Origin of the sequence: Pseudomonas sp. NFACC43, from assembly GCF_900119645.1 — a bacterium.
Classification (GTDB): Bacteria; Pseudomonadota; Gammaproteobacteria; order Pseudomonadales; family Pseudomonadaceae; genus Aquipseudomonas.
In genome coordinates, this window is sequence record NZ_FPKK01000038.1 from 1 (window position 1) to 3,443 (window position 3,443).

Annotated in this window: 1 protein-coding gene; it reads left to right on the top strand. The window is 67.6% G+C overall.

The features are described from left to right. A partial coding sequence (locus BT179_RS26200; RefSeq protein WP_143148745.1) for a non-ribosomal peptide synthetase occupies positions 1 to 3,443 on the top strand: 3,443 nt, incomplete at both ends.

The window sequence follows — 3,443 nt, forward strand, 5'->3', positions numbered from 1 at the left end:
GCCACCGACCTGTTCGATGAAAGCACCATCGCCCGTTGGGGCCAGCATCTGCTGCAACTGCTCGATGCCATGCTGGAGGATGCCACCCAGCCAGTGGCGACCTTGCCGCTGCTGAGCAATCCACAACGTCGCCAGTTGCTCGGTGACTTCAACCGGACGCATGTGCCCTTTCCCGAGGGCCGCCTGGTCCACGAATGGTTCGAGCAGCATGTGCAAGCGCATCCCGATGCCATTGCCGTGCAGGCCGAAGAGGCCAGCCTCAGCTATGCCGAGCTCAATGCCCGGGCCAACCGCATCGCGCATCGGCTGATTGCCGCGGGCGTGCGTCCGGATGAGCGTGTCGCACTGCTGGTGGAACGCAGCCTGGAAATGATCGTCGGCATGCTGGGGATCCTCAAGGCGGGCGGCGCCTACGTGCCGCTGGACCCGAACTACCCGCAGGATCGCCTGCAACACATGCTCGACGACAGTGCGCCCCGGGTACTGCTCACCCAGGCTGCCCTGGTGAATGCCATGGGCGAGCAACTGCCGGCGCTGCGACTGCCCCGGCTGCTGCTGGACGACACGGCTGACGGCGACGCCGGCAATCCTCGCATCGAGGGCCTGACCTCCCGCCACCTGGCCTACGTCATGTACACCTCCGGTTCTACCGGCAAACCGAAAGGCGTGATGCTCGAGCACCGCTCGCTGTGCAACCAGATCGGCGCCTTGCAGGAACGCTACAGCCTCGATGCCCGGGACCGCATCCTGCAGTTCGCCACCATGACCTTCGACATGTCCGTGGAAGAAATCTTCGGCGCCTTGCTGTCCGGAGCCACCCTGGTGCTGCGCAGCGATGCCTGGATCGCCGGCACCGCGGCTTTCGCCACCTTGTGCGAGCAGTACGCGATCACTGTCGCCAACCTGCCCACCGTGTTCTGGCAACAGGTGAGCCGGGATGCCCATGTGGCCCTGCCCACCTGCCTGCGGCAGTTCATGATCGGTGGTGAAGCGGTGAGTAAACAGGCGGTGAGCCAGTGGTTCGCCCGCAGCGGCCATCGTCCGGCGCTGTACAACGCCTATGGCCCAACCGAGGCCACCGTGAACGCCTCGATCCGCCGCATGGAAAGTGACCGGGACGACTTCCGTTCCATCGGCAAGCCGCTGCGCAATACCCAGCTGCATGTGCTGGACGGCGCCGGCAACCTGGCCCCCCTGGGAGTCGCCGGGGAAATCCATATCGGCGGCGTCGGCGTCGCCCGTGGCTACCTCAACCGCCAGGCATTGACCGCCGAACGGTTCATCGCCGACCCGTTCACCACCGATCCCCAGGCACGCCTGTACAAGACCGGTGACCTGGGTCGCTGGTGCGCCGACGGCACCCTCCAGTACCTGGGTCGCAACGACGACCAGGTGAAGATCCGCGGTTTCCGCGTGGAACTGGGAGAGATCGAGGCCGTCCTCGCCGGTCGCCCCGGCGTGCGCGAGGCCGTGGTGGTGGCCCAGGAAAGCAGACCGGGCCAATCCGACAGCAAGCGCCTGGTCGCCTACCTGTGTGGCGAGCCAGTGCCGGTGGAGCAATTGCGCGCCGCGCTGCTGGCGGTGCTGCCCGACTACATGGTGCCCAGCGCCTTCGTGCAGCTCGAAGCCATGCCCTTGACGCCCAATGGCAAGCTCGACCGTCGCGCGCTTCCGGCCCCGGGCCAGGAAGCATTCGCCAGCCGGGCCTACGAGGCGCCGCGGGGCGAGATCGAACAACTGCTGGCCACGGTCTGGCAAGAACTGCTGGGCCTTGAACAGGTCGGACGCCATGACCGTTTCTTCGAGCTCGGCGGGCATTCGCTGATGGCGGTCAGCCTCATCGACCGCTTGCGCCAGCATGGCCTGAATGCGTCGGTACGCACCGTGTTCACCGCGCCCAGCCTGCGGGAGATGGCCCAGGCCCTGGGCCGCAGCGATGAAACCCCGTTCCTGGCGCCAGCCAACCGCATTGCGGCCGACTGCAGCGCCCTGACGCCAGACATGCTGTCGCTGGTGGAACTGACCCCGGCCCAGCTCGAACGCATCGTCGCCGGCGTGCCCGGCGGCGCCGCCAATGTCCAGGACATCTACCCCCTGGCGCCGTTGCAGCAAGGCATCCTGTTCCATCACCTGCTGGGGCACGAAGGGGATGCGTATCTGGTGCGCTCGATGATCGAGTTCGACGATCGCGCGCGTCTCGATGCCTTTATCGACGCCTTGCAGCAGGTGATCGATCGCCACGACATTCTGCGCAGCGCCGTGCACTGGGTCGGCCAGCCGCAGGCGGTGCAGGTGGTGCAACGTCAGGCAACGTTGCCGGTGCAGCTTGTCACCCTGGCTGGCGATGAAGACCCGCGCGCTCAGCTGGAGCGCTTGAGCGACCCGCGCCACCTGCGCCTGGACTTGCAACAGGCGCCGTTGATGCGCGCCTGCATCGCCCGGGACCCGCACTCCGAACGCTGGTGGCTGAGCCTGCTGGACCACCACATGATCAGCGATCACGTGTCTTTGGGGATCGTGCTCGAAGAAGTCCAGGCCCTGGTGCAAGGCCGGGGCGCCGAGCTGCCGGCACCGATGCCCTATCGGGAGTTCGTCGCGCAGATCCTGGCGACCCCGCCCCAGGTCCATGAAGCCTATTTCAGCCAGCGCCTGGGCAGCGTCGACGAGCCCACCGCCCCCTTCGGCGTCCTGGATGTCCAGGGCGACGGCAGCCAGGTGACGGAAACCAGCGTGCGCCTGGATCCAGCCCTGAGCCAGCGCATCCGCGCCTGCTCGCGCAGCGCCGGCGTGACGCCGGCGGTGCTGTTTCACATCGCCTGGGCCCAGGTGCTCGGGCGCTGCACCGACCGCGACGATGTGGTGTTCGGCACCGTGGTCGCCGGACGCCTGCAAGGCTCCCGGGGCGCCGACCGGGCGCTGGGCGTGTTCATCAACACCTTGCCGGTGCGGGTGCGACTGGCCGGGTCGGGGGTCGGCGCGCTGGTGGACGAAACCTATCGCGACCTCAGCGAACTGCTGTCCCATGAGCAGGCGTCCCTGGCCCTGGCCCAGCGTTGCAGCGGCGTCGGCCCCGGCCTGCCGCTGTTCACCACCCTGCTCAATTACCGGCACCAGACCGATGGCGGCTCGCTGGCCAACGAAGGCCAGGTGCTGGCCTGGGACGGCGTACGCTTCCTGAGCAACGAAGCCCGTACCAACTATCCGATCGAAGTGGCGGTGGCCGATGAAGGAGACGACTTCTCGGTGACGGCCCAAGCCATCACCGGAATCGACCCGCACCGCATCGCCGCCTACCTGGGCCAGGCCGTCGCCGCCCTGGTGCAGGCCCTGGAGCAAGCCCCCGAGCGTCTCGCCAGCAGCCTGGACGTGCTGCCCGACGACGAGCGCCAGTTGCTGCTGCGCGACTTCAACCGCACCGCCACCGACTTCGGGCCGGCCCAGCC